Below are 224 nucleotides of genomic sequence, written 5' to 3'. Positions count from 1 at the left end.
CCCCTGTTACCTCCGTGAAAGGGAGGTGTCTTAACCCCTTGACCAACGGGCCGTGCAATAAATGAAACTTGTTCTTGCCTGTTAAGAAATACTGGAGCTCTCAACCGGGATCGAACCGGTGACCTCATCCTTACCATGGATGCACTCTACCTACTGAGCTATGAGAGCGTATGGCTCCCCGAACAGGACTCGAACCTGTGACAACTCGATTAACAGTCGAGTGC

1 tRNA gene is annotated in these 224 nt (G+C 51.3%); it reads right to left on the bottom strand.

Features of this window, described 5'->3' with window-relative positions:
- Positions 1-92 precede the first annotated feature (92 nt).
- Positions 93-168: transfer RNA gene (locus tag KP806_RS27485), tRNA-Thr, on the bottom strand.
- Positions 169-224 lie beyond the last annotated feature (56 nt).

It is taken from the genome of Paenibacillus vietnamensis (assembly GCF_020169515.1).
GTDB lineage: Bacteria > Bacillota > Bacilli > Paenibacillales > Paenibacillaceae > Pristimantibacillus > Pristimantibacillus vietnamensis.
The sequence above is the reverse complement of the archived record's forward strand: the minus strand, read 5'-3'. Positions and strand labels throughout refer to the sequence as shown.